This window comes from Hymenobacter latericoloratus (assembly GCF_014199535.1).
In the GTDB taxonomy this organism is placed as follows: Bacteria; Bacteroidota; Bacteroidia; order Cytophagales; family Hymenobacteraceae; genus Hymenobacter; species Hymenobacter latericoloratus.
In genome coordinates, this window is sequence record NZ_JACHNV010000001.1 from 752,416 (window position 1) to 777,997 (window position 25,582).

General features: G+C 63.4%; 15 protein-coding genes. 10 read left to right on the forward strand and 5 right to left on the reverse strand.

Translation table 11 applies throughout. The features are described 5' to 3' along the window. The first annotated feature begins 89 nt into the window (after positions 1–89). From GGU46_RS03390 to GGU46_RS03405, 4 genes are all read left to right on the forward strand, one after another. Positions 90–3,401 (forward strand): tetratricopeptide repeat protein, encoded by a 3,312-nt coding sequence (locus GGU46_RS03390; protein WP_183402134.1) that lies wholly within the window; start codon positions 90–92, stop codon positions 3,399–3,401. Next, positions 3,388–5,343, forward strand: a complete 1,956-nt coding sequence (locus tag GGU46_RS03395; RefSeq protein WP_183402135.1) for a DUF3857 domain-containing protein — start codon at positions 3,388–3,390, stop codon at positions 5,341–5,343. Before GGU46_RS03390 ends, GGU46_RS03395 begins: the two co-directional genes overlap by 14 nt. Positions 5,344–5,439: 96 nt before the next feature. After that, on the forward strand, positions 5,440–7,428 hold the full coding sequence (locus tag GGU46_RS03400) for a DUF3857 domain-containing protein (RefSeq protein ID WP_183402136.1): 1,989 nt from the start codon (positions 5,440–5,442) through the stop codon (positions 7,426–7,428). Positions 7,429–7,526: 98 nt separating this feature from the next. Then, positions 7,527–8,042 carry a PaaI family thioesterase gene (locus GGU46_RS03405; RefSeq protein WP_215906246.1) on the forward strand — a complete coding sequence of 172 codons (516 nt, stop codon included), beginning with the start codon at positions 7,527–7,529 and terminating at the stop codon, positions 8,040–8,042. A gap of 127 nt (positions 8,043–8,169) precedes the next feature. Here GGU46_RS03405 and GGU46_RS03410 read toward each other — a convergent pair whose 3' ends face one another. Together GGU46_RS03410 and GGU46_RS03415 are read right to left on the reverse strand one after the other, a co-directional pair. Beyond that, positions 8,170–9,732, reverse strand: a complete 1,563-nt coding sequence (locus tag GGU46_RS03410) for a DNA integrity scanning protein DisA nucleotide-binding domain protein (protein WP_183402137.1) — start codon at positions 9,730–9,732, stop codon at positions 8,170–8,172. Between the two features lie 247 nt (positions 9,733–9,979). After that, on the reverse strand, positions 9,980–10,768 hold the full coding sequence (locus tag GGU46_RS03415) for an energy transducer TonB (RefSeq protein ID WP_183402138.1): 789 nt from the start codon (positions 10,766–10,768) through the stop codon (positions 9,980–9,982). 110 nt (positions 10,769–10,878) lie between these two features. Between GGU46_RS03415 and GGU46_RS03420 the strand changes: the two genes are divergently transcribed. The 6 genes from GGU46_RS03420 (at position 10,879) to GGU46_RS03445 (ending at position 20,051) form a co-directional block, all read left to right on the forward strand. Beyond that, positions 10,879–11,313, forward strand: a complete 435-nt coding sequence (locus tag GGU46_RS03420) for a RidA family protein (protein ID WP_183402139.1) — start codon at positions 10,879–10,881, stop codon at positions 11,311–11,313. A gap of 173 nt (positions 11,314–11,486) precedes the next feature. Next, the gene (locus tag GGU46_RS22410; RefSeq protein ID WP_183402140.1) at positions 11,487–13,337 is read left to right on the forward strand and encodes a MutS-related protein; all 1,851 of its coding nucleotides are present in this window, start codon (positions 11,487–11,489) and stop codon (positions 13,335–13,337) included. Between the two features lie 142 nt (positions 13,338–13,479). After that, complete coding sequence (locus GGU46_RS03430) at positions 13,480–14,448, forward strand: bestrophin family protein (protein ID WP_183402141.1); 969 nt, start codon at positions 13,480–13,482, stop codon at positions 14,446–14,448. A 160-nt stretch (positions 14,449–14,608) separates the two neighbouring features. Continuing rightward, positions 14,609–16,162 carry an FAD-dependent oxidoreductase gene (locus GGU46_RS03435; RefSeq protein ID WP_183402142.1) on the forward strand — a complete coding sequence of 518 codons (1,554 nt, stop codon included), beginning with the start codon at positions 14,609–14,611 and terminating at the stop codon, positions 16,160–16,162. Between the two features lie 213 nt (positions 16,163–16,375). Then, a complete protein-coding gene (locus tag GGU46_RS03440) occupies positions 16,376–18,499 on the forward strand; it encodes an FUSC family membrane protein (RefSeq protein ID WP_183402143.1) in 2,124 nt (707 codons plus the stop codon). A gap of 259 nt (positions 18,500–18,758) precedes the next feature. Beyond that, positions 18,759–20,051 (forward strand): MFS transporter, encoded by a 1,293-nt coding sequence (locus GGU46_RS03445; protein ID WP_183402144.1) that lies wholly within the window; start codon positions 18,759–18,761, stop codon positions 20,049–20,051. Here GGU46_RS03445 and GGU46_RS03450 read toward each other — a convergent pair. The 3 genes from GGU46_RS03450 to GGU46_RS03460 form a co-directional block, all read right to left on the reverse strand. Then, positions 20,048–21,979, reverse strand: a complete 1,932-nt coding sequence (locus GGU46_RS03450; RefSeq protein ID WP_183402145.1) for a sensor histidine kinase — start codon at positions 21,977–21,979, stop codon at positions 20,048–20,050. The genes GGU46_RS03445 and GGU46_RS03450 overlap by 4 nt on opposite strands. 202 nt (positions 21,980–22,181) lie before the next feature. Beyond that, entirely contained in the window at positions 22,182–23,318 is a 1,137-nt protein-coding gene (locus GGU46_RS03455; protein WP_183402146.1) for a hypothetical protein, read from the reverse strand. A 109-nt stretch (positions 23,319–23,427) separates the two neighbouring features. Beyond that, complete coding sequence (locus GGU46_RS03460; RefSeq protein WP_183402147.1) at positions 23,428–25,485, reverse strand: S9 family peptidase; 2,058 nt, start codon at positions 25,483–25,485, stop codon at positions 23,428–23,430. Positions 25,486–25,582: the final 97 nt, after the last annotated feature.

A 25,582-nucleotide genomic window follows, 5' to 3' on the forward strand; every position in this document is an offset into this window, starting at 1 on the left:
CGCCGGAAAGCGGTTATACTTGTAGAACTATCTGCTAGTCACCGCAGAGTGCGGAAGGGCTGGTGAAGTATTTTAGTTGTTACCATTTGATGCGAATTCTACCGTATAGCACCCTGCTAGGCCTGTGTGCCGGGGTGGCTACCCCCCTGTTGGGCCAGCAGCAGCCCGCCACCCTGGTTACCTCCCGACAAGCACTATCCGAGGGCATTGCCCTGCACGACAAAGGCGACTATGCCGGGGCCATCCGCCAGTATCTGCTGGTGCCTTCCTCTGACTCCGGCTACGTGCAGGTGCAGGGCGAGCTGGCATTGTCTTACTCCGAAAACAAGCAGTATAAGGAAGCCATTGAGGTTAGCCAGCGGGCCATTGCCCTGCACCTGCACGACGCGCAGCCCTATTACGTTCTGGCCGAGGCGGAGGAGGCCCTGCACCACGAGGAAGCTACCTTCCGGGCGTATGCCGAGGGTCTGAAGCGGTTTCCGTACAGCCAGCGGCTGTGGTTTAACCAGGGCGTGAGCTATGACTTGGTGAAGCAGCGGCCCGCCGCCCTGGCCAGTTGGCAGCGCAGCCTGGAACTAGCGCCCCACCACCCCAACACGCATTACCAGCTAGCCTGGCTGGCCCTGGAGCAGGGCCAGACGGCCCGCGCCCTTATCAGCCTGCTCACGTTCCTGGCCCTCAGCCCCGACGGCGAAAACAGCCAGCAGGCCCTGATTCTGGCCGAGCGCATTGCCACCAACGTGCAGGAGGTGGAGGAAAAGGACCGCGAGAAACCCTTCGTGCCCAATGAGGCCTTTCAGGAGCTGGACCTGCTGATTACCTCAAAAGTTGCCCTGCAGAAAGGCTACCAGTCGAAGGTGAAATTCGATGCAGCCATTGTCAAGCAGGCGCAGTTGCTGGTGGAGAAGTTTCCGGCTGCCGGCCCCCACGAGCAGGACCTGTGGCTGCGCGCCTACGGCCCCATGGTGGAGGCCCTGCGCCGCAACGACAACCTCACGTCCTTCACCTACCTCATCCTCCTATCGGCCGAGGATAAAAAGGCTGCCCAATGGGTGAAAAGCAACAAAAGCAAGGTGGAGCGCATGAGCCAGGAAGTAGCCGGGGCCCTGTTGCAGCTGCGCGCTCAGCAGCCTGTAGCCGACGCGGCTACCCCCACCGCGCGGCGCAGCGCCTGGTTTCATGAAGGCAAGCTGCAGGGCATCGGGGCGGGCGAGGTGAAGGACGGCAATCTAACCGGACTGCACGGCCCCTGGCTGATTATTGACCAGGCCGGAGCCATTTCCGAGGCCGGCAGCTTTACGGAGGCCGGCAAGCGCACTGGCCTCTGGCGCGAGTACCACCCCAACGGCCGGGTGGCCAAGGAAATGAACTACGACACCGAAGGCCGCTACGAGGGCCGCTACGTGGAGTACTTCGACAATGGGGCCCTTTCGGTGGAAGGTACCTACAAAGCCGGCCAGATTGTGGGGCAGGCCAAGCTCTACCACTACTGCGGCGAAGTCCGCGAGGTGCGCCCTTACCAGAATAACGACGTTACGGGCGAGGTAATAAGCTACTACCCCAACGGCAAGCTCTACCGCAAAGCCATCTACCGGGCCGACAAGCGGGAAGGCGCCTCGGCCGACTTCTACCCCGACGGCACCCCGGAAGTAACCGCCACCTACGCCGCCGATAAGCGCCAGGGGCCTTTCCAGGTGTTCTACCCCGATAAAACCCTGGAGCGCAAGGGGGGCTACGACCAGGACGAGCTCCACGGCGACTATCAGGATTTCCACCCCAACGGCAAGCTGGCCTCCACCGGGCGCTACGAGCACGGTAAGCAGGTAGGCCGCTGGCAGGTGTTCTACGCTTCGGGCAAGCCCAGCGAGGAAAGAAACTATGACGCTGCCACCGGCGAGCTGCACGGCGTGTTCAAAGACTACGACGGGCAGGGCCAGCTGATTACAGAGCTGCTCTACGACCAGGGCCGCGTCACGAAAGTCACCTCCGTGGATGCCAATGGCAAAGCCCTGGCCCAGACAGCGGTGGCCAAGAAGGGCAAAACCGAAGTGAAAGGATTGCACCTGAACGGGGCTACCCGTTTCACGGGCACCTACGTGGATGGCCGCCAGAACGGGGAGTGGCGCTGGTTTCGGCGCGATGGGAGCCTGAGCCTGGTGCGCCGCTACCAGGCCGGCCAGCAGCAAGGCGCCGAGGAAATCTACGCCAGCACGGGCCGCGTGCAGCAGCGCACGCACTACCAGGATGGGCAGCTGCAGGGCCTCTACGAGCACTTTTACGACCACGGGCAATTGCAGCGCACCGGCTTTTACCAGGCCGGCCAGCAGCAAGGCACCTGGCGGCAGTACTACCCCACCGGGCAGCTCAGCGAAGAGTACAACCTACTCGACAACGACCTGCACGGCTGGACGCGCAGCTACACCCCCGGCGGCCACATTACGGAGGAGCGGTGGATGCAGTACGACCGGCCCCTGGTGGTTACTTCCTTTGACTCCACCGGTCGTGTGCTGGACCGCTTCGACGTTCAGCCCACTACCAAATCCCTGACCTTGCACTATGCCAATGGCAAGCCCCGCTCGGAAAGCGGCTGGCTCTGCTACGCCTACCAGGGCCCCGACAAATGGCTTTACCCCAACGGCAAGCCTGAGCTGACGGTGGAGCTGGACCGCGGCAACCGCCAGGGACCGTACCGCACGTACCATCCGCTCACGGGCAACCTCGCGGAGGAAGGCGCTTACCGCCAAGGTAAGCGCGAGGGTGAGTGGAAAGGCTACTACGCCTCGGGAGCCCTGCGTTTCAAGGGCAGCTACCGCACCGGTGAGCAGGAGGGAGAGTGGCAGTACTACACGGAGAAAGGAGGCACGGAAATTCTGCTGAACTATGCCAATGGGGAGCTGGACGGCCCCTGTCGCACCTATAACCTGCAGGGTGAGCTGCTGCTGGAAAAAGTGTACGCCAACGGCGAGCTGCTGGGCTTCCGCGGCCCCGGTCCCGATGGTAAGCCTGCCGGGGAGCTGAAACCGGCCGGTCCCATCTCGACTACCTTCGCCAACGGCAAGCCCGCCGCCACCGAAACCTACCAGAAAGGCCGCCTGACGGGCACCCGCACCTACTACTACAGCTCGGGCCAGGTATTCCGCCGCTCCCAGAACACGCCCGACGGGCAGCTGACGGGCCTGCTGACTACCTACTACCCCAACGGCAAACCGTGGGAGGAGGAAAACTATGCCTTCGACCAGCTGCACGGCCGCAGCCGCTACTACCGCCCCGATGGCACCCTGGAGCGCGAGGAAACCTACCGCTGCGGCGAAAAAGCCGGCCCTACCGTGTATTACGACGCCCAAGGCAAGCCTCTGCGCACCGATGTGTACTGGAATACCCGTGTGTATGAAACCCGCTAACCTCTACCGGCAGTTGGGCGGGCTGGCCCTGGCCCTGCTGCTGGCCCTGAGCGCCCAGGCCCAGCAGCCCTTGCAGTTGCTGCAGCAGCTCAAGCAGCAGTACCCCACCGAGCCGGCCGTGTACCTCGACTACCGCCAGGACGTGACGGTGGAAGTAAAGGGCGACTCGGTGCAGGTGCTGGCCCGCCACCGCTACGACATGCTGCACCTAGGCAGCCAGTCGGCCATGTACGCGCCGGATCAGGTGTACACTTCCCACTTCAACCGCCTGCAGAAGCTGGAGGCCCGCACCCTGCTACCCGCCACCAACGACTACAAGCCCATCAAAGTCACCGAGTTTAAGGACAAGTTTGACATTCGGCCCGGCGTGTTCTTTGATGACGCCCGGATTGTCAGCTTCACCTACCCGGCCGTGGCCCCCGGCGCGCGCACCGTCTGCGACTACACCATCCGGCAGCCCGACGCGCGGTTCGTATCGCCCTTCTACTTCGCCAGCTACGTGCCCATTCGCCACGCCGAGCTGGTCATTACCGCCCCGCGCGGGGTGCGCATCAACGCCAAGCAGTTCCACATTCCGGAGGGCCTGGTAACGTACACCCGCCAGGAAAAGGGCAGCAACGTCATCTACCGCTGGACGGCCGAAAACCTGCCGGCCGCGCCCCGCGAGGCAGATGCGCCCGAGGCTGCCTACTACCTGCCTCACCTGGCTTACTTCCTGGAAGAAGCTACCGTAAACGGCCAGCCCCGCGCCCTGCTGGGCGGCGTCAAGGAGTTGTACAGTCTGTACTCGGGCTTCGTTAGTGGCCTTGATAAGCAGGAGAACCCCGCCCTGCGCCGGGTCGTCGATTCGCTGACGGCCGGGGCGCGCACCGAGCCCGAGCGGGTGGCGCGCATCTACTACTGGGTGCAGGACCACGTACGCTACATTGCCTTCGAAAACGGCCTGCGCGGCTTTATTCCGCACGATGCGGGCCGGGTGTACGCCAACCGCTACGGCGACTGTAAGGACATGGCCAACCTGCTGCACGAGATGCTGCGCATGACCGGCGCCAAAGCCTACCGCACCTGGATTGGCACCCGCGACCTACCCTACCACTACGCCGAGCTGGCTACGCCCGGCGTGGACAACCACATGATTACTACCTACGAGCCCCGCCCCGGCGAGTACGTGTTCCTCGACGCCACCAGCAAGTACACGCCCTACGGCATGCCCTCCTGGATGATTCAGGGCAAGGATGCGCTGCTGGCGCTGGATGGCACTACCTGCAAAGTGGTTAGTGTGCCCGTAATGGAGCGCCAGCGCAACCGCACCGTGGATAGCTCGGTGGTAGTGCTGGATGGCACGACGGGTTTGCGCGGCTCCGGCCGCCTGGCCCTGGGCGGCTACACCAAAGTGCGCCAGGCCTATGCTCTCGATGGGCTGAACCAGGCCGAGGAAGCCAAGCTGGTGAAAGGCCTGCTGGAGCGGGGCAACAACAAGTTTTTCGTGGATAAATACGCCGTGCAGCACCTCGACGCCCGCGACCAGCCCCTGGTAGTGGATTACCAGTACCGCCTGCAGGACTACGTGCAGCGCCTCGATGACGAGGTGTACGTGAACCTAAACCTGGACCAGACCTACGCCACCGACCGCCTCGACCCGTCCAAGCGCCGCCTGGCCCGCACCAACGACTACTACCACACCACCCGCACCCGCACCGAGTTTGAGGTGCCCACCGGCTACGAGGTAACCTACCTGCCCGCCAGCACCCAGGGCCAGGCCGCGGTGCTGGGCTTCTCTATTCGCTACGAGCGCCAGGGCAACAAAATCATTCAGGAGAAGGAGCTGTACGTGAACTACCTGCTGCTGGAGCCCGCGCAGTTCGGGCAGTGGAACGGGGTAGTGGACAAGCTCAACGCTGCCTACCGCGACGCCATCATTCTCAAGCGCAAAAAAGCCTAGCCTTCCGGCGCGCTGCAGGCCCGCGCCTACGGCGGCTTACCTACCTAACCTTCGCTTCATCAGCCTGCTTACCGGGCGTTTATCCTCACGTATTTCGTGTCTTTACCTACTCTTCGCGGCTGCGCGGGCCTGATGGCCGGGGCCCTACTCACTCTGCCGGCCGGCGTGCGCGCCCAAACGGCTGCGCCCGGCCTGCCCGCCACGCTCAGCTACGCCTCTTACAACTGGGAAGCCCGCCGCAAACCCATGGCCGTTACCGCCGCTGAGGGCCAGCAGCCCGCCGTGGTACTGCGCGATTTTCGGGTGGAGGAATTTGCCGCCGATGCCCGCGACCAGCTGCACCTCTACTCCCTCGACCACCGCATTGTGCGCGTAAATTCCTCCGACGGTATTGAGCGCTTCAACAAAATTTACCTGCCCGTGCAGGATGGCGGCCGCATCGTGTCCCTGAAGGCCCGCACCATCAGCCCCCGCGGCGAGATTGTGGAGGTGCCCGAAGGCAACATGAAGGAGCTGAAGGACGAGGACGGCGGCCGTGGCTACAAGGTGTTTGCGGTGGAAGGCGTGGAGAAGGGCAGCGAGATTGAGTACCTGTTCACGCGGGAGCGGCCCATCAGCTACTTCGGGCGCATTTACGTGCAGGAAGAAGTGCCGGTGCGCGAAATGCAGGTGGAGCTGATTTCGCCCGAGGCCCTGACCTTTGAAATGCGCCGCTACCCCGGCGGCCTCGTCCGCGACACGGTGCTGCAGCAGAAACACGTTATCCGTCTGCTGGGGAAGGATGTGCCGGCCCTGCGCGAGGAAGGATTCGCCCAGGCCCAGGCCAACCGCCAGCGCCTGGAGTACAAACTGGCTTACAGCGCCGCCCGCGGGCAGCAGCGCCTGTTCACCTGGGCCGAGGCCAGCCAGTTTATCTACGGCCGCAATTATAAGCTGGACAAGGATGAGCTGAAAGCCCTGGATAAGTTGGTAAAGCAGATGAATCTGCCCGCTCCGGTTTCGGTGGCCGCCCTCGAAAGCTACGTGAAGACCAACTTCCGCGTAGCCCCCGAGGCCGACCTGAGCCTGACCAGCATCATCACCTCGCGCACGGCTTCCGAGCCCGGCTTTACGCGTCTGTTCGCGGCCCTGCTCACGCGCTTCAACATCGCCCACGAGCTGGTGCTGACCTCCGACCGCACCGAAGTAGCCTTCGATGAGGCGTTTGACACCTGGAACTCGCTGGATCATTCGGTTTTCTACTTTCCGGCCACCAAGCAGTGGCTGGCCCCCAGCCGCCCCGATTACCGCCTGCCTCTGATTCCGGCGGAGTGGACCGCCAACAAGGGCCTGTTTATTCGTGGCGTGAAGCTGGGTACCACCGAAACCGCCGTGGGCCGCATCGGCGACATTCCGACCCTGACGGCCGACCAGAGCCCCAGCGACCTGGACATTGCCGTGCAGTTCGCGCCGGGCCTCGACAAGAGCATTGTTACGATCAAGGAAACCTACGGGGGCTACCACGCCCAGGAGATTCAGCCGTTCTACCCCCTGATTCCGGACGATAAGCGCCCCGAAGTGCTGCAGGGCCTAGTGAAGTCAAGCGTACCGGATGCTACTTTTCAGAAAGTAACGGTTACCAACGCCGAGGTAGGCCTGAACCCGCTGGAAAAGCCCTTCATTGTAGATGCTACCGTGGAATCGGTGGCCCTGCTGGACCGGGCGGGCCCCAAGTACCTGTTCAAAGTGGGCACGCTGCTGGGGCCGCAGTCAGAGCTGTACCAGAGCGAGGAGCGGCAGTTTGATGTGGAGAACGGTTTCAACCGCCGCTACAACCGTACCATCACGTTTGAGGTGCCGGCCGGCTACCAGGTGCGCAACCTGCAGGATCTGAACTTCAACGTGGCAGCCGGCCCCACGGCAGCCGGCCCCGAGTTCCTGTTCAAATCAAGCTACCAGCAGCAGGGCCAGAAAGTAACCGTCACCATTCAGGAGTACTACCGCCAGATCCGGTGGCCCAAGCAGGACTTCGAGGCCTTCCGGGGGGTAGTAAATGCCGCCGCCAACTTCAACAAAGTGGTGCTGGTGCTGGAAAAGAAAGGGTAACCCCCGGGCCACCTACCCCCCTCCCTTGGTAATCCGGGGCGCTGAGCTGGGCTCAGCGCCCCGGATTCTTGTTTTCTGCTGAATCCCTATCTTCCGGTATGAGCCAGGCCCTTGTCCCAACCACTTCTTCGGCGGCCGCCCGCATGGAGAAATTCCGCCGCGACATCAGTAATCCGCTGAAGCTGCGCTTATTCATGCTGCGGCGTCTGCCTATGGCCTACCTGGCCGGGCTGCGCGTAGCCGCCCTCAGGCCCGAAGCGGCTACCGTAACGGTACGCTATAAATACCTGACGCAAAACCCTTTCCGTAGCATCTACTTTGCCTGCCTGAGCATGGCGGCCGAAATGGCTAGCGGCCTGCTGGCCATGATGCACGTACAAAGCGGCCCGCCGGTTTCCATGTTGGTCGTAAGTCTGGAAGCCGATTTTACCAAGAAGGCCGTCGGGCTCATTCGCTTCACCAGTCAGGATGGCGCCGCCATTGGCCAGGCCATAGCCGAAAGCCGCGCCACCGGCGAAGGCCGCACCGTAGTGTGCACCAGCACCGGCCTGGACCAAGCCGGCGACGTAGTAGCTACCTTCCGCATCACCTGGTCGTTTCGGGCGAAGAGGTGAGGAGGTGAAAAGTGAATGGTGAATGGTGACAGGTGATAGGGGGAAAATGAGAAACGAACGGCCTGGTAGGCTTACTCAGGAAGCTTACCTGTCACCTGTCACTATTCACCTTCCACCTTTCACCTTCTCACCCCTCCCGCAGGCTTTCTTTGGTGATGACATCCACGAGACCGTCTTCGCTGACCACAATGGCCAGGCAGGGGTAGGGTGAGCTTTCCACGTAGCGGATGGCGGAATTGTAGCGGGCGCCGCGGGTGCTGGTGCCGTGCCCGGAAGCTTTGCCGTCGAGAATCACGCCGATAGAATAGCAGTAGCTTTCCGGGTCCAGCAGCACGGCGCCATCAATGGCTGTAACCAGGCGCGTGATGAGGGGAGTAAGCGGCACCGGTTCAATAAGGGTGCATTGCAACTTGAGGCGGTCGGCTTCGGCCAAAGCTTCGGTGGTAATAACCAGCAGGGTGCCGTGCTTTTGGCGGCTGGCTTCCACTACTACATCCCAGAGCCGCTCTACCTTGGCCGCGTCGGTGAGCTGGAAGGTGTGCTTCAGGTCGCGGCGGAAGCGGGCCCGGTGCAGGCGGGTGCGCGGCAGACTGGGCAGGCCGTAGTGGGCCCGCATAAGAACCTGGTTGCCGTGCTGAAACTCCCAGGCGTAGTGATTCACGAAGCTGATGACAAACAAATCCTCGCGGCTGGCGTCGTAGGAGCCCACCTGTTTGCCCAGGGCGTACACGTTTTCGCCGTCGGCCAGCAGGCTCACCTCGGGCGTTGTCATTTCCAGCAGCTTACGCACGGCCCGGTAATCGGTGAGGGGGGTAGGGCAGGTGAGGGCAAAAATTTCCGTGAGGTTGGGGTGGCCCCGCCGGGCCAGCAGCACTTTGCCTACCCCCTCGGCACCCTCGTAGCGCAGGGAGGAAATGGTATTGCAGGTGGCAAACAGCTTGGCCGCGGCCGGGTTGGTGCCCAGGTCCTGGGCCGGCGTATCCATGAACAGCTTGCCCGCCGAACGGATAATCTCGTCGGTGTCGCGGGGGCGCACCAGTAGGCCGGAGCCGGGCTCGGGCTCCGTCAGCGACTTAAGGCATTCCTCGTGAAAGCGCAGGACCGCCGACATCAGCAGGGAGTGGGACAGGGGCCGCCCGTCGGTATAGTAGCGGTTTTTCTGGAGGGTAGGATACGCCTGCATGGCCTTGCGGCTAAGGCGCAGCACCGGCACCACCGAGTGCTGGCTGATAGCCACCGGGGCGCCCGCAAAGTACACGTGCCGCGAGCCGGTGGCCACTTCCTCCAGCACTTCCTGCACGGCCTGGCGCAGGGCAATGGCGGTTTTTTTGCGCTCAAACATTTCCTCGCTCATCAGCTCCCGGTCGGGCGAGTTCCAGGGGTGCAGGTACTGGTAGTAGCGGCCACGGGCCTGCGCCTCCCTGAATGCTTCCGTATCGAGGCCGCAATCTACGGGCTCCAGGCATACGGGCACCGCCTCGGGTACCGTATCCGCATCGGTGGGCAAAGCCAGCAGCAGCACGTAAGGAGCCAGGTCTTCATCGAGGGCATCGAAAATGCCCTGGGCCACCGCCTGAGCGGCCTGCCGAAACCGGGTCTGATAGGGCCAGATAGAGTAGCTGGCTGGCAGGGGTAGGGGGGTGCCAAAGGCAACGGGTGGGGCGGAAACGAGCGGCAGAGGGGAAAGCATAGCGAAAGAAAAAAGGTCAGACCGGAAGCGGGACCAGACCCGGACTCATCAGCCCCGGTAAACGGACTGACGCACACAAGGGAAAAGTACTTGACAAGAGCCGGAAAACGGACGCGGCGTTGCCCGCAAAACGAGCAAATGGCACCACATCGTTTACCAACGCTATTCAGATGAGTTGCTGGTTGCAGCTATGCTACACTAACCGCGAAACCGCCAAAAAGCTTTCTACTGGCCGCACAGGTCCGCGCTAGAGCGTAAATACCACCGGCAGCACCATTTTCTGGCGCATGGGCTGACCCTGATAAGTGGCGGGCTGCCACTTGGGGGCGGCCTTTATCAACCGGATGGCCTCCTCATCGAGCCCCGACCCCAGGCGTTTAACGGGCTTAATATCGGTGAGGGAGCCGTCTTTATCCACCACAAACTCCATCATCACGCGGCCTTGTACTTTACGCTGCCGGGCCAGGGCGGGGTACTTCTGGTTTTGCTGAATCCACTCGAAAAACGCCTCGGTGCCGCCCACCGGCCGGGCCGGCGAATCGGGTTTTACCAGCTGGGTTGTGGGGGCAGAGCCGGCCGGAGCGGGGCTGCCCGCGGCCGGGGTGGCGCCCGTTTCGCCCGGAATCTGGAAGCTGATGGGCACCGATACGCGCTGGCGGACTACACCCCCGCGGTGCTGGGCCGGCGTCCAGCGCGGGCCGCCCTTAATCAGCCGGATGGCCTCGGCATCCAGGGCCGGGTTAACGGGCTGTGCCACTGCCACGTTGGAGATGGAGCCGGTTTTTTCCACTACAAAGGTTACCGTAACCGTGCCCTGCACCCCGGCCTGCAACGCTTCGGTGGGGTATTGCTGCTTGTCGGCCAGGTACTGAGCGTAGGCCTCCAGGCCGCCCACCGGCACGGCGGGCTGCGCCACGGCATCATAGATTTCGGAGGCGGCGGGCTGCTTGGGGTATTTCAGCTTCTGCTGGGCCAGGGCCGGAGCCGTGACCCCTAGCAGGCCGGACAGCAGGAAAAGGCGGAAAGCGTGTTTCATAGAGAAGAGAAAGCAGGAGAGAAGCCAGGGCTGGCGCAACAACCGCACCAGCCCCCGGTGGAGTTTCCGGTTTTCTACGAAAAGTGCCGGTTTTCGGTAGCTTTGGCCCGATGGCCTCTGACGCAACTTCCGCCGCCCATAACTCCGCCCGCGCCCCCGAGCCGGTGGGCCTGTATCCGCACGCCCGGCGCGCGGGCAACCTGCTGTTTCTCTCGGGGGTAGGGCCGCGCCAGCGGGGGCAGCAGCAAGTGCCCGGCGTAGAGCTAAGCGACGACGGCAGCATCCGGAGCTACGACTTCGAAAGCCAGTGCCACGCCGTGTTTCAGAACGTGCGCTACATCCTGGAAGAAGCCGGGGCACGCTGGGAAGACCTGGTGGACGTGACTGTGTTTCTGACCAACATGCAGGCCGACTTTCCAACTTACAACCGCCTCTACGCCGAGTATTTCCAGACCAACCAGCCTTGCCGCACTACCGTGGAAGTGAACTGCCTGCCCACACCCATTGCCATTGAGCTGAAGTGCATAGCGGTGGTGGCGGGGTAGGAATCCGAGGAGCTTCGGTAGTTGAGAAGTATAATGTAAGGTGAATACCCCCTTCGTAGCAGGCTGCCGGCTTTGATGGTATCGGTCGGGGGGCCGCTGCGGCACCTGCGAAAGCGGTAGTCCTACCTCCCCTGGGGCTGCGTACCTTCGTGGCCTCACCAGATGCTGCCGCTGTGCCCGATTCCGCCACTTTTCGCCCGCTTACTGTTCCGCCCGCTGAGTTGTTCCAGGAAAATCTCGCGCACTACACCGGGCGCGAAAACTACTTTGCCGGCCGGCATCGGGTGGTAGCCCTGGTGCGGCTGCTGGTATTCGGGGGGGCGGCGGCCGGCGCCTGGGCCTTGTTCAGCCAGGGGCAGATTGCGGCCGGGTTTGGGGTGATAGGAGTGGCCTACCTGGTGTTTCTGGGGCTGGTGCGCTGGCACACGCGGGTGGGCTACCAGCGGGAACACCAGCGCCTGTTGGCCCAGCTTAACCAAGACGAGCTGACGCGGCTGGAAGGCCAGCTCGCGGGCTTCGACCCCGGCCTGCGCTACCTCGACACCCAACACGCCTACGCCGCCGACCTCGATGTATTCGGCTCGCACTCCCTGTTTCAGCTCCTGAACCGCAGCACTTCCCGCCTGGGGCAAGACTGGCTGGCGGGTTGGCTGCTGGCCCCCGGCCCGGTGGCGGCGGTGCAGGAGCGACAGCAGGCCGCTGCCGAGCTGGCGCCCGATGTGGCCTGGCAGCAGGAGTGGCAGGCCCGCGCCCGCCACTACCCCCGGCAGGAGTCGGACCCGCGTGGGTTTGCGGCCTGGCTGCGGCTGCCCGATTTTTTTGCTGGAAAAGGCTGGCTGCTGCCCCTTATGGCCTTGCTGCCCGTGGTGGGGGTAGGGGCTATTGTGGCTGCCCTGAATGGCTACGGCACCTGGCCCTTGGTGGTGCTGCTGCTAACCAGCGCCCTGAACGCCCGGTTTAGTGTGCTCCGGGCCGAGTACTACCAGCACGTAACTGCCATGCGCGACGCCCTGCGCGCCGCCCACGACCAGCTGGCTTTGTTTGAGGCCGGCCAGTGGCAAAGTCCGGCTCTGCGCCGCCTGCACCGCACCTTGCATGCTACCGGCGGGGTAGCCGCCGCCCGCCTGCTGGAGCAGCTTGCCGGGGTAGCGGGCTGGTTTTCGGCCCGCCAGAACCCGGCCGTGGCGGGGCTGCTCAACACCGTACTGCTCTGGGATTTGTGGGGCATGTGGCAGCTGGAGCGCTGGAAACGTCGTCTGCCCGATGGCCTGGAACCTTTGCTGGAAGCCGCTGCCGAGCTGGATGCCCTGGTAAGTTTGGCGGCCTTCCGGGCGGCCAACCCCACCTTTGTGCAGCCCGCCCTGACGGAAACCCCGCTTACCGTGGTGGCCGAAGCCATGGGCCACCCGCTGCTGTTTGGCGGCACCGGGGTGCGCAACACGTTCCGGACGGAAGGCGCGGGCCAGACGGTAGTAGTGACCGGCTCGAATATGGCGGGCAAGAGCACTTTTCTGCGCACGGTGGGCCTGAACCTGGTGCTGGCCCAGGCCGGCGCCGTGGTGCCCGCCGCCGCGTTTGCCTGCGGCCCGGCCCAGGTGTACACGGCCATGCGCACCAACGATAATCTGGCCGAAAGCACGTCCTCTTTCTACGCCGAGCTGAAGCGCCTGCGCCTGCTGCTGGACCTGACTACCCCCGAGGCCACGGCCAGCGCCTTGCCTGTGTTCTACCTGCTCGATGAGATTCTGAAGGGCACCAACTCCCAGGACCGCCACCGCGGGGCCCGCGCCCTGGTGCACCAGCTGCGCCAGCGCGCCGCCAGTGGCCTTATCAGTACCCACGACCTGGAGCTGGCGGCCCTGGAGCAGGAGCTGCCGGAACAGGTGCGCAACGTGAGCTTCAACAGCTTCCTGAACCCCGACGGTACCCTGCACTTCGATTACCACCTCACCCCCGGCGTGTGCCGCTCCTTTAACGCCAGCCAGCTTATGCGCCTGATGGGCATTGTACTCAGCGACGAATAAACATTCTGGCTTAAACGGCCATAAGGTAACTGTTGAACTCAGGGAATGCGTAGAACATAGGGGCATTCAGCATTAATACGAGGTTAATGTTGGGCGCCTACCTTGTCCGTCTTACCTCCCGTAGCCTCTTAACGCTCCCTGCGTGTATATCCGCGAAAACCTCCGCCTGCACATTATCTGGAAACTAGGCTGGAAATCTGTCACGATTTTCACTGTGTACAGCCTTCTGGTCTGCCTTGTTTACGGTCCGTTGGGATTTCACTCCGTGGCCATTCCGTGGCAGCCCGTAGCTACCCTGGGTACGGCCGTGGCCTTCTACATCGGCTTCAAAAACAACGGCTCCTACGACCGTTTCTGGGAAGGCAGGCAGCTGTGGGGCGGCATCGTGAACAGCAGCCGCACCACTGCCGTCCAGATTCTGGAGTTTATTACCTCCGTGGTGGATGCGCCCGGTATCGAGGCCCCCGCCGCTTCGGCCGAGGAGCTAACCCGCCGCCACCGCCGCATGGTGTACCGCCAGATTGCCTGGTGCAACGCCTTGCGTATTCATCTGCGCCGCCAGCCCGAGCAGTGGGATACCGCCGTGGCTCCCTTTCTGGAAGAAGAAGAGTCGGAGCGGCTGCGCCAGATGGCCAACCCGCCGGCCCAGCTGGTCCGGCAGCAGGCCGCCGAGCTGCGCGTGCTGCGCGAAGAGCGCGGCCTGCTCAACGATTTTCAGCACGTGACCATGATGAACACCCTGGAAGTCCTCTACAACCTGCAAGGGGGCTGCGAGCGAATCAAGAACACGCCTTTCCCGCGCCAGTACGCCTTTTTCAGCATGGTGTTCGTGTACCTGTTCACGGCCACCATGCCCCTGGGGCTGGTAACGGAGTTTGCCAAAATGGGACCCGACCACATCTGGCTCACGGTGCCTTTCTCCGTGATGGTATCGTGGGTGTTTGCCACCATTGAAACGGTGGGCCACAACAGCGAGAACCCCTTCGAAAACAACATGAACGATGTGTCCATGACGGCCATCTGCCGCTCCATTGAGATTGACCTGCGCCAGATGCTCGGCGAAACCGAGGTGCCGTCTAAGCTGGAGCCGATAGAAGATATTTTGTACTAAGGCTGCCGGTGCCCCTGCCTTTAGCTTCAGGCAGGGGGTAGGCCACCCCAGGTCCTTCCGGAATGACATGGTTTTATTTCCTCCAACCTTAACCTGCGCAGAGGGCCCGGCGTACCCCATCAGGACACTTTCATTCTGACCCTGACTTCTCCCCGCCGCTATGCCTACGCCCAACCCTGCCCAAACTTCCGGCACGACCGTTTCCTCGTGGTTTGCTACCGCCGCGCCGCTACCCTCCTTCCCACCCCTGACCAGCAACCTCACCACCGATGTGGTGGTAGTGGGCGGGGGCATTGCCGGCCTGACCACGGCCTACCTGCTGGGGCTGGAAGGAAAGCAGGTGGTGCTGCTGGAAGATGGCGAGCTGACCAGCGGCGAAACCGGCCGCACGACGGCCCACCTCAGCTTTGCCCTCGATGACCGGTACACCACCTTGGAAGAGCTGTTCGGCAAAGACGGCGCCCGCCTGGCCGCCGACAGCCACCGCGCCGCCGTGGACCGCATTGAGCGGATTGTACAGCAGGAGCAGATTGACTGCGACTTTACCCGCCTGCCCGGCTACCTGTTCCTGCCCCAGAGCGGCTCCCCCCAGGAGCTGGACGACGAGCTGAAAGCCGCCCACCGGGCGGGCCTCGTGGACGTGCAGCGCCTGCCCGACGCCAACGCCCAGGGCTTCCGGACCGGCGAATGCCTGGTGTTTCCAAACCAAGGCCAGTTTCATATTCTGAAGTACCTGAGCGGCCTGGCCCAGGCCATAGAGCGGCAGGGCGGCCGCATCTTCACCCGCACCCACGTAGCGGAGGTACACGGCGGCCCCGGGGCCCGGGTGGTAACCGACGGCGGCCAGGAAGTGCGCGCCCAGGCCGTGGTAGTGGCCACCAACACCCCCTTCAACGACCGGGTAGTGATGCACACCAAGCAGCATCCCTACCGCACCTACGTTATCGGGGTTCGGGTACCCAAGGGCTCCGTCACGAAGGCCCTGTACTGGGACACCGCCGACCCCTACCACTACGTCCGGCTGCAGGAGGTGGACAACGCCGGGTACGACCTGCTGATTGTGGGCGGCGAGGACCACAAAACCGGCCAGGAGCCCGACCCCGAAGAACACCTGCGCTGCCTGGAGTTCTGGACCAAAGCCCACTTCCCTACGGCCGGCCCGGTGGAGTACCGCTGGTCGGGGCAGGTGATGGAGCCAGTGGACGGGCTGGGCTACGCCGGCCGCAACCCCCTCGACGATGAGAATGTGTACATCATCACCGGCGACTCGGGCCACGGCATGACCCACGGCACCCTCGGCCCTATCATCATCACCGACCTGATTCTGGGCCGCGAGAATCCCTGGACCCAACTCTACGACCCCGGCCGCGTGACCATGAAGTTTGAGTCGGTGAAGGAGTACGTGAAGGAAAACGTGCAAGTCGCCGCCGACTACGCCGAGCTGCTGACCGGCGGCGACGCCAAGACGAGCGAAGAAGTAACTCCCGGCACCGGCGCCATTATTGGCCGGGGCCCCCTGAAAGTGGCCGTGTACAAAGATCCCCAGGGCCAGGTGCACGAGTGCTCGGCCGTATGCCCGCACCTGGGCTGCATTGTGCACTGGAATGGGCTGGAAAACAGCTGGGACTGCCCCTGCCACGGCTCCCGCTTCGATGCCTACGGCAAGCTCATGGCCGGCCCCGCCAACACCAATTTGCCGCCCGTGACGGAGTAAGGAGCGGGCCTCGCCCCCGCCCGACACCGGTACAACTTCCGTTGAACAGACGCGGATGTCGGGCGGGGGCGAGCCCCCGCGCCCTACCGTTACCTTCCTTGCGTCGTCGGGGCGGGTCCAGATAAAGGGCCATTCACCTGAGCGCTGCCTACCTTTCGCCCCCGAACCGAAGCTGGTACGTAGAAGCCAGCTCTACCTTTCGGTGCTGTTATCATGAACGAACGGGTCCGTTCCTTTCAATACTTCTTTACCAGTCAGGAATTCTCGGATGGTCTGCGGACCACGCTTTCCATTTTGCTGCCCGGTCTGGTACTGGGGCTGCTGGGCCACCTCACGGAAGGCCTGACCGTGTCACTGGGGGCCGTGTGCGTCAGCCTCACGGATACGCCGGGCCCCATGGTGCACAAGCGCAACGCCATGCTGGCCGCCACCTGCCTGACGGGGCTGATGGCCGTGGTGACGGGCTTTCTGCACCCCTACCCCTGGCTGCTGGGGCTGGAAATTGTGGTGTGCAGCTTCGTGTTTACCATGCTGCTGGTGTACGGCAACCGGGCCGGTGCCGTGGGCACGGCCGGGCTGCTGGTTATTATCCTGATGCTGGACAAGCCCCTGAAACCGGCCGAGGTGCTGCCCTACGCGGGCATGGTGGTAGCCGGGGGCTTGTGGTACCTGAGCCTGACCATGCTGCTGTACACGCTGCGCCCCTACCGCCCGGCCCAGCAGGCCCTCGGCGACTGTATCCGGACTATTGCCGATTTTCTGCGCCTGAAGGCCGAATTTTACCGCACCGGCACCAACCTGGAGGCCGACTACCGCCGCCTGGTAAGCCAGCAGGTAACCGTGAGCGAAAAGCAGGACGCCGTGCGCGAGCTGCTGTTCAAAACCCGCCAGACCATCAAAGAATCGACGGGCACCGGCCGCCGGCTGGTGCTCACGTTCGTGGATGTGGTGGACCTCTACGAGCAGATTACCATTACCTACCACGACTACGCGGCCCTGCACCAGCGCTTCGAGGCTACCGGCGTGCTCGACCTGATAGCCCGCGAAATTGAGGAGCACGCCGCCGAGCTGGAAAACATCGGCTTCGCCATTCAGGCCAACCACGGCTACACGGCCCGGCGCAACCTGCTGGCGGGCCTGGAAAAACTGAAGGCCCGCATTGATGCCCTCGACGACCCCGCCCGGCCCGGCTACACCCTCATGCTCAAGAAAATTCTGGTGAACCTGCGCAACCTCAGCCAGCGCCTTCAGGATATTCTGGCCTACTTCGATGCCAACGCCCCAGCTCCTTCCGGGCGGGAGTTGGAGTTCGGGCGCTTTGTGGGCCACCAGAGCTTCGATCTGAAGCAGCTGCGCGACCACCTGACGCTGCAGTCCGGCATTTTCCGCCACTCCATGCGCATGTTCGTGGCTTGCTCGGTGGGGCTGCTGGTGACGCAGGTTTTGTCGGGCCACCACAGCTACTGGGTTATCATGACGATTACCTACATGCTCAAGCCCGCCTTCAGCCTCACCAAAGAGCGCAATGTGCAGCGCGTGCTGGGTACGCTGGGCGGCGGCGCCCTTGGAGCCGTGGTGCTCTGGCTGATTCCGGACCACCGCGTTTTGCTGGGGCTGATGGTGCTCTTCATGCTGATTTCCTACAGTCTGGTGCGCATCAACTACCTCGTCACGGTCACCTTCATGACGCCCTTCATCCTGATTCTGTTCAGCTTTCTGGGCCTGGGCTACGTGCAGGTGGTGGAGGAGCGGGTGTTTGATACGGTGCTGGGCTGCCTGATTGCTTTTTCCACTGGTTACCTGCTGTTTCCCAACTGGGAATCGGGACAGCTGCATGACTACCTGAAGGCCGTGTTGCGCGCCAACCTGCACTACCTGCGCACCCTGCAGGAAACCCTCACCGGCTCGCCGGTGGCCTTGCTCGACTACAAGCTGGCCCGCAAGGAGGTGTACGTCAGCTCGGCCAACCTGGGCGCCGCGTTCCAGCGCATGATGTCGGAGCCGCGGGGCAAGCAGCACCGGCCCACCGAAGTGCACGAGTTTGTGGTGCTCAACCACATTCTGTCCTCCAACGTGGCGGCCATTACCTCCGCCGTGCTGGCCGGCGAGCTGGAGCCCCGCCTACCCCTGGCCAGTCTGAAAGCCCTGCGCCAGGCCCAGCAGGCCCTGCACCGCAGCCTTCGCCGCCTCGATCCGCAGGAGCCCGAAGCCGCTTCTACCGAGCCCGCCGTGCCTACCCCGCCGGCCGTGCCCGATGCCCAGCTCATTGAGCAGCTGGAATTCATTCAGAAAGTCAGCGGCGACATCAATAAGGTGATGGAAGCGGTGCTGAAGTAGGGTGGTAGCGCCCCGGTCCGGCGCCGCGGGTTGGCCCTCTTCCCCCGAGCTCATCGGCTACCTGGGGTTGCCGCCCCGGCCCAACGGCGCCGCCACCCGACCGGTCAGCTGCGTGCTGATTTCCGCGCGGAAGGGTTCAGCCGGCAGTCAGGGGTAGGCAGATAGGCCCATCGGGCAGGAGGCGCGGGCGTGAGGGTAGCAACTCGCCAGGATTTGCTTAGTTTCGGGGCCTATCCTGTTCACTATCAGCTTGCCGCCCGTGTCTCATCTTGTCCTGCGCGAAAGTACCGGCCTGCGGTACTTCACCTTCTTCTACCTCTATGTAATGCAGGGCATTCCGGCGGGCTTCGGGCTGACGGCCGTGGTAAACTACCTGATCGGGCGGGGACTGGATTCGGCCACGGTAGCTTCCTTTTCGGCGGCCGTGGGGCTGCCCTGGACCCTGCAGTTCGTGTGGGGCCCCCTCATTGACAAGTACCAGGAGTCCATTATTGGGCAGCGCAAGCACTGGGTGCTGCTCACGCAGTTGCTGGCGGCCGTGGCCTCGTTGGTACTGCTGCTGGTGCGCAACCCCGCCAGCCAGCTCCGGCTGCTGCTGCTGGCCTTTGTGGTGCACAGCGTGTTTGCCTCCGTGCAGGACGCCAGCGTGGATGCCATTGCCATTGCGGTGGTTCCGGAGCCGGAGCGGGGTAGGGTGAATGCCTTTATGCGCGGGGGCTTTCTGCTGGGCTCTTCGCTGGGGGCGGCGGGGCTATCGTGGATGCTGCACCGCTACGGGTTTTTTCAGGCGGCGCTGGCGCAGTCGGGGGCGCTACTGGCTTTCACGGTGCTCACGTTTTTTATTCGCCTGGAGCGCACTGATCGGCTGGTGCCGCGCTTCGGGGCCCTACCCCCCGGCGCGCGCCGCAACGCCGATAATCCGCCGGTGGCCTGGCTGTTCCGGGAGCTGTACCGCGCCATTACGGAGCCGCGCACGCTGCGGCTGTTTGGAATTATTGCGCTGGCCTACCTCTGCTTTGGGGTATTTGGCTGGGCTTATTCCTACCACCTGATTCATGAGCTGCACTGGCCCGATAGTGACGTGTCGGTTCTGCAGGGCAGCTGGGGTAGTGCGGCTACGCTGTGCCTGATTGTAGCCGGCGGCGTGCTGGCCGACCGCCTCGGGGCGGCCCGGCTGCAGCGCTGGGTGATGCTAGGGCTGGGTTGTTTTCTGGTGGTGTTCTGCGGGTTGAGCTTCTGGTGGCATTACCGGCCGGTGGCTACCCTGGGGTTGCTGGTCTGGAACCTGGCCGACCCCAGCCTGAGCGTGGCGGCCCTGCCCCTGCTCATGGCCCTGTGCCGTCCGCGCATCGAAGGCTCGCAGTTTACTACCTACATGGCGCTGGTGAACCTGTGCGGGGTCAGCGGCTCCTACGTAACGGGTTGGGCCCTGAAGGTGGTATCGGCGCCGGGGCTGGGGCTGGGGTGTGGGGTAGTGGTGCTGGGCCTCTGGGCCGTGCTGCGCCGCCAGGCGCGGCCCGCACGGCCCGCTGAGCTGAGGGCGGCTTCCTAGCAAGGCACTTGTACGGTGATGCAGGTACCCCCGGCCGTGCTGTCCACGCTCAGTTGCCCGCGTAGGTAATCAACGCGGGCCTGCACCCCGCGCAGGCCAATGCCTTTGGCCGTTTTGCTTTGGTCGAAGCCCCGGCCGTTGTCCTGCACCCGAATGTGCAGGGCGGCGGGCAAGCGCTGCAGCTCCACTTGCACCGTGGTGGCGCCGGCATGCCGCACGGCGTTGTTGAGCAGCTCGGCCGCAATGCGGTAGGCTACCTGCTGCAGGGCAGCCGGCAGCTCATCGAGGGTTTCGGGAGCGTGCAGGTGTACAGTGGGGCCGCCGTAGAGGTTGAGCAGCTCGGCGAGGGTAGCCAGTGCCTCGCGCAGACTGCCCGCACCCGGCTCGGCCGGCAGCAGGGTGTGGCTGAAAGTGCGCACTTCGTCGGTGAGGTGGCGCAGCAGCAGCTCGGTCTGGTGGCCGGCGGCGGCGGCTTCCGGTGAGGCTGCCAGAGCCTGGCGCAACGCCGGTCCCTGCCAGGCAAAGTGCAGGGCGGCTAAATTGGGCCCAATGGCATCGTGCAGCTCCCGGGCCAGCTGCCTGCGCTCTTCTTCCTGGGCCGCAATCAGGCGGGCGCCCTGGGCGTTGCGCTGGTGCAACTGCCGGATGCGCAGGCGGGCATTCTGGCGCAGGGTGTGGCGGAAACGGCCCGTCAGCAGTGCGCTCAGCACCAGCAGCTCCAGAAACAGGCCCCAGGCCAGGGGGTTCGGGTAAATAGGGTTGAAGCTGCTTAGGCCCACATGGTTGCTCCAGAAAACAGCAAAGCCCGTGAAGAAGAACAGATAGGTAAGGGCATAGTACGCCGCCAGGTTTCGGCGGGGCCGGGAGCGGGCCACCAGCAGCAGCGCAGCCCACCCGTACGCAAACAGGCTGAGCAAGAGCACCTCGCGCCCGATATTCAGCACCTGCAGGAAGGCCAGACTATGCCGTACGGCCCACGGGGCCAGCGCCGCGTACAGCCCCACAAACCCCACGGCCCCCAACGCCAGTAGGCTGCCGGCCCGGTGCAGCCGGGGCCAGCCGCGGCGCAGGCGCACAAACAGCTGCATAATCCGGATGCCCGTTGCGGCGGCCAGCACCATGAAATTAAACTGCCCCACCGTCCAGAGCAGCTGGTAGGGCGCCGTGGGCAGCACCAGGGCATCCAGCCCGTCCTCCATCATCAGGAACACCGTCACGCACACCACGTAGGCCACGTACCACACATGAATTCTGTCGCGCAGGAAGGCAAACAGCACCAGGTTGAACAGGGCGCTACCCAGGTAAAAACCCAGCAGCCAGACCCAGTGCCGCTCAAACGGAAAGGTCATCTCCCAGGCCAGGAAGTGTTCCGCGGTTTCAATGTAGGTAGGCAGATAGAGGGCACCGGCGTGCAGATCGATGCGCAGGTAGAGCACGGCTGTTTCCTGGGGCTCCAGCGCAAACGGGAAACTCAGGGAGCGAGCCGGGTAGGCCCGCTCGGCGGCCGGCACCCAGGAGCTGGCCGCCCCCAGCTGCCGGAAAGTGGCTTCGCCCGGACGCCGACAGTACAACGCGGCGCTATCGGTGAAGTTGAAAATGCTCCACAGAAAGCGCAGGCGCAGCGTATCGGTGTTGCGCACCACCAGCCGCAGCCACACCCGCTCGTGGCGCAGGCCCAGGTTCAGGGTTTTGTGCCAGGGCCCGGCCCGAAACTTGCCGGCCCGCCACTGGGCTTCCACCTGCTCCGGGTTAACCGGCTCCGTAAACGGCTCGGTGTAGTAGCGGCAGGCCTCCGAAAGGTGGGCGCCCTTCGGGTCCTTGAGCAGCAGCGTATCGCGCAGGGGGCCGGGTGGGGCCGCGGCCTGGCTTGGCCGGGGAAGGAGCAACCAGCAACTCAGGAGCAGAATGGGCAGAAGACGGAGCCACATGGGAGGAGAGCCAAGGGAGGATCTGTCTTCGTAAGTAACTACTTTTTATAGCAAAATAAATATGTTTTAATAGTTGCTAAGCCGCCCCCCCCGGTTCCGGTCCCTGCATAACCCGGCGTGCTTCCGGCTGGCTGCTGATTTCCTGGAGTTTCAGCGCTTCGGGGCCAAAGATGCGGTAACGAACGAGCGCCGGCCGGGGCGCTTAGTAGTAGGTATAGCGGTACTCGTAGCGCACCACGGAATGGCCATTGTCCTGGGTTTCGGTGAGGAGCAGGCCCTTGGCAGAATACGTTTTGGTGGTAACCAGGTGCAGGTTCGGTCGGGCCGGTATCCCAGCCGGTGCCGGCGGAAAACCGGCCTGAATTTCTTCGCGCACCAGCTGGCCCCGGTGGTCGTACTGGTACAGCCTCCGGCTGGTAGTAGCGGAAACGGTGGTAAGGGTGCCGTACTGGCCCTGGGTGCTGACGGGGGCTGGCTCAGACGGCCACTGGCGGTTTTCAGTTGTAATGAGCTGGCCCCGTGCGTCGTACCCAAAGAGGGTGGTGGGTTGGTAGCGGCCCTTGGGGCGGAAGCCCGGCCGAGCCGGCCGGGGCTGCGGAACCGGCTCAAAAGATACCTCGCCGCTTTCGGTCAACGCTTTCTGTTTATAAATGAAATACAGCGCTTCGTGCACCCGCGCCTGGCCGGTTGCGTCGTACCCGAACAAGTCGAGGCGGGTGGTATCGGGGCCGGCCGTGTACTTCCTCGACACGAGGCGGGTCAGGGTGTAACCCTGGCGCACTTGGGGCTGATGCAGCTCCGCCGTGCCCACCAGCGTATCGGCGTGGTAGCGGTGCGTAACGGAGCTGTACAAGTGGTTAGGTGCCTCCGAGAGGTCGTGGTATGCAGTGTAGGTGTTGTGTACGGGGTCCATCACCTCCCGAACCTGGTAGGGGTAGCCGGGGGAAGGCAACTGCACAAGCTCAACCAAGCGGTTGCGGGCATCATAGCGGCGCAAGGCGCGGGTCCGGAAAGTGGGGTCGTACGTCAGGACCTTGTTGCCGCGGCGGTCCAGCTCTACGTATTCCACTGAATCTATTTCGCCGGTCTTTTCCTGCATCTGAAGCTTGGTGATACTCCGGACCTTGTTGCGGGCATACGCCGTGCGCGCCAGCGAGTCGGGCCGGCTGATGCCCCAATTGCCGCTGGGCACCAGGGCTATCAGCGGCAGCTGGAAAGGCACCGACATGGTTATCGTTTCCGTTTGGCTGGTGTCCGCCAGGATGGTTTGCTGGCCCTGGCTGGTAAGAGCAGGTAGGCAGAGGATACTACCGGCGAGGTATCGGAAAGAGAAAGGCATAGCGCGTAAGAATAAAGTAGCGGGCTAAAAGTAGGGCTTTTGAGGTCAGTGCGCAAAAAAGCCTACCCAGGCGGGCTGGGTAGGCTTTGTTATCAGGAAGGGGGTAGGGCTACTTAGCCGCCTGACCCTCGGGTTTCAGGGTGCGGGCCAGCCACTCAAAGAACACCCGGTTCCAGAGCACCGAGTTCTGGGGCTTCGAAATCCAATGGCCTTCGTTGGGGAAGTACAGAAAACGGCTCGGGATGCCGCGCAGCTGGGCCGTGCCAAAGGCCTGCATGCCCTGGTCCTCGGGTACCCGGAAGTCCTTGCCGCCGTGAATCACGAGCAGGGGCGTGTCCCAGTTTTTGGCGAAGAGCTGGGGGTTGAAATCGGTGTAGCTTTTGTGGAGGGTAGCATCCCAGGGTGCGCCGCCCATGTCGTGCTTGGCGAAGAACACTTCCTCGGTGCTGGGGTACCAGCTGGTGAGGTTGTAGAGGCCGGCGTGGGCAATAAAGGTCTTGAAGCGGCCTTCGTGCTTGCCCGCCAGCTGGTACACCGAGTAGCCGCCGTAGGAAGCGCCCACGCAGCCCCGGCGGTCCTTGTCCACGTAGGGCTCCTGGCTTATGGCGTCAATGGCCGAGAGGTAGTCGCGGATGGGCTGCCCACCCCAGTCGCCCGAAATGCTGTTGTTCCACTCCGTGCCGAAGCCCGGCAGGCCGCGGCGGTTCGGGGCCACTACAATGTAGCCGCCTGCGGCCAGCAGCTGGAAATTCCAGCGGTACGAGAAGCTCTGGGTGATGGGGCTTTGCGGCCCACCCTGGCAATACAATAGGGTAGGGTACTTTTTGCTTGGGTCGAAGTCAGGTGGGTAGATAACGTACACCTGCATCTGCTTGCCATCAGTGGTGCGTACCCAGCGGGCTTCGGTTTTGCCGGTTTTCACGCCCGCCAGTTCCTGCTCATTGATGCGGGTAAGCGGGGTTTCGCGGCCGGTTTTCAGGTCGAGACGCACCAGGTCGGCGGGCTGGGCCTGGGTGGTTTTATTGGCAATGGCTACATCTGGGCCGGCCAGCTCGAAGGAGTTGTAGTTCTGAGCGCCTTTGGTCAGCTGCTTCAGCTTGCCGCCCTTGCTCGGAATGGAAAACAGCTGCTCGGTGCCTTCCAGCACGCTCAGAAAGTAGAGGGTCTTGCCATCGGGGCTCCAGCGAATGTTGGCCGCCGACTGCTCCGAGCCTTTCGTAATATCCTCGCGCTTCCGGGTCTTGAAGTCATACACCACAATGCCGTTACGGTCCGACTCGAAGCCGGGAGTAGCCATGCTCAGCCACGCTACCTTGGTGCCATCGGGCGAGAAAACGGGCTCCACGTCGTAGCCGCCCAGCCCCTCCGAGAGGTTCTGGGTGTTGCCCTCCCGGATGTCGTAGAGGTAGATATCGGAGTTGGTGCTTTCGGCCTCGGCCTTGCCGTAGAGCTTGCGCGAGGTGTAGGCCAGCCGGTAGCCGTCGGGCGAAAACGCCAGCTGCTCGGAGCCGCCCAGCGGGGCCAGGGGCGCGTCAAACCGCTCACCGGGCATCACATCCTTGCCGTAACCGGTGGGCCGGCCATCGTCGCCGAGGGGCTGAAAGAAGACGTGGCTCGACTTATAGTCGTCCCACACGTTCCAGTGGCGGTAGTTCAAATCGTCGATGATGCGGGCGTCGGCCTTGGGCAGATCGGGGTACCAGTCCTGCACGGCTTTGCCGGTTTTCACGTCCTGGGTGTACAGAATGAACTTGCCGGTGGGCGCGTACTTCAGGTTGGCCAGGCCCTCGTCGGGAAACTCGCTCAGCTTTTGCTTGCCCGAGCCATCGGCGTTCATCACGTAAAGCTGCTCCGTGCCGCCTTCCCCGGAAAGAAAGGTCAGCTTGCCATCGGGCCGCCAGTTCAGGGTGCTTTCCGAACCCGGCGTGTTCGTGAGCTGCCGGGCCGGGCCGCCCGCTACCGGCACCACCCAGATATCGGCCTGGCTTTTGTTTTCACTGAGGTTGTAGCGCGTCACGGTGTAGGCCACCGTTTTGCGGTCCGGCGACACCTGCATTTCGCCCAGGCGGCCCAGCTTCCAGAGCAGCTCGGGGGTATACACAGTGCTTGGTTGAGCGGCGGCGGCCAGCGGCAACAACGCCAGCGCCGTCAGGAAAGGTCTTTTCATGGGGTGGATTCAGGGAAACAAAGGAAAGAAGCAAGGTAGGCAGAAGCAGGTTTGCATCAGCGGAAGGGGGTAGGCCGGCGGGGCTGCTCTTGCCCTG